Origin of the sequence: Limosilactobacillus coleohominis (assembly GCF_016901675.1) — a bacterium.
GTDB classification, from domain to species: domain Bacteria; phylum Bacillota; class Bacilli; order Lactobacillales; family Lactobacillaceae; genus Limosilactobacillus; species Limosilactobacillus intestinavium.
Genome location: NZ_JACJKU010000154.1, coordinates 1 through 1,145 on the forward strand (window position 1 = coordinate 1; position 1,145 = coordinate 1,145).

General features: G+C 51.3%; 11 tRNA genes and 1 rRNA gene. All 12 read right to left on the reverse strand.

Annotation, left to right across the window (positions count from 1 at the left end):
- Positions 1-26: 26 nt before the first annotated feature.
- Positions 27-100, reverse strand: a tRNA-Met gene (locus H5975_RS08205).
- A gap of 8 nt (positions 101-108) precedes the next feature.
- Positions 109-196 (reverse strand) — tRNA-Ser (locus H5975_RS08210).
- A 31-nt stretch (positions 197-227) separates the two neighbouring features.
- Positions 228-301: transfer RNA gene (locus H5975_RS08215), tRNA-Ile, on the reverse strand.
- Between the two features lie 16 nt (positions 302-317).
- Positions 318-391 (reverse strand) — tRNA-Met (locus H5975_RS08220).
- A 29-nt stretch (positions 392-420) separates the two neighbouring features.
- A tRNA-Pro gene (locus tag H5975_RS08225) sits at positions 421-494 on the reverse strand.
- Between the two features lie 6 nt (positions 495-500).
- Positions 501-574: transfer RNA gene (locus tag H5975_RS08230), tRNA-Arg, on the reverse strand.
- Between the two features lie 7 nt (positions 575-581).
- A tRNA-Leu gene (locus H5975_RS08235) sits at positions 582-667 on the reverse strand.
- A 30-nt stretch (positions 668-697) separates the two neighbouring features.
- Positions 698-769: transfer RNA gene (locus H5975_RS08240), tRNA-Gly, on the reverse strand.
- Positions 770-784: 15 nt separating this feature from the next.
- Positions 785-858, reverse strand: a tRNA-Thr gene (locus tag H5975_RS08245).
- 9 nt (positions 859-867) lie between these two features.
- Positions 868-940, reverse strand: a tRNA-Lys gene (locus tag H5975_RS08250).
- An 18-nt stretch (positions 941-958) separates the two neighbouring features.
- Positions 959-1,031: transfer RNA gene (locus tag H5975_RS08255), tRNA-Val, on the reverse strand.
- A 5-nt stretch (positions 1,032-1,036) separates the two neighbouring features.
- Positions 1,037-1,145: ribosomal RNA gene (gene rrf, locus H5975_RS08260) — 5S ribosomal RNA — on the reverse strand; the annotation flags it as partial.

Genomic DNA, 1,145 nt, shown 5'->3' on the forward strand with positions numbered 1-1,145 from the left:
AAACCAACTAGACCAACGGACCAAAATTGCGGGGGCTGGATTTGAACCAACGACCTCCGGGTTATGAGCCCGACGAGCTACCAGACTGCTCTACCCCGCGATAATAAAAGGAGGATAAGAGATTCGAACTCTTGCGTCGGTTGCCCGGCCTAGCGGTTTTCAAGACCGCCCCCTTCAGCCACTTGGGTAATCCTCCATAATAATGTAATCATTTACCTTACGGTAAATGGACCTTGTAGGACTCGAACCTACGACCGGGCGGTTATGAGCCGCTTGCTCTAACCAACTGAGCTAAAGGTCCAAAACAACCACCCAAATCGCGGCGGAGGGAATCGAACCCACGACCTCCCGGGTATGAACCGGACGCTCTAGCCAGCTGAGCTACACCGCGAATTAAGTTATAGTATATTTTACTATAAATCGGAAAGACAGGATTCGAACCTGCGACCCCCTGGTCCCAAACCAGGTGCTCTACCAAGCTGAGCTACTTTCCGAAAAAATGCACCCAGCAGGAGTCGAACCTGCAACCTTCTGATTCGTAGTCAGACACTCTATCCAATTGCGCTATGGGTGCAAGATAATGCCGAGGACGGGGGTCGAACCCGTACGGTCATCACTGACCGCAGGATTTTAAGTCCTGTGCGTCTGCCAATTCCGCCACCCCGGCATAATAATAAAACAAAGATGGAATTGGCAAAGCGGAAGACGGGATTCGAACCCGCGACCCCCACCATGGCAAGGTGATGTTCTACCACTGAACTACTTCCGCAAAATATTTAGTTAATGCCGACTAGAGGACTCGAACCTCCGACCCCCTGTTTACAAGACAGGTGCTCTAGCCAACTGAGCTAAGTCGGCAAATTGTAATGAGCCGTGGCGGGTTCGAACCGCCGACCCTCTGATTAAAAGTCAGATGCTCTACCAACTGAGCTAACGGCTCATGAGTTTTTCAACTCAATGGAGGATACAGGGCTCGAACCTGTGACCTCCTGCTTGTAAGGCAGATGCTCTCCCAACTGAGCTAATCCTCCATAAAGCGTGGCAACGTCCTATCCTCGCAGGGAGCGATCCCCCAACTACTTTTGGCGCGTTGAAGCTTAACTTCTGTGTTCGGCATGGGAACAGGTGTATCCTTCAAGCCATCA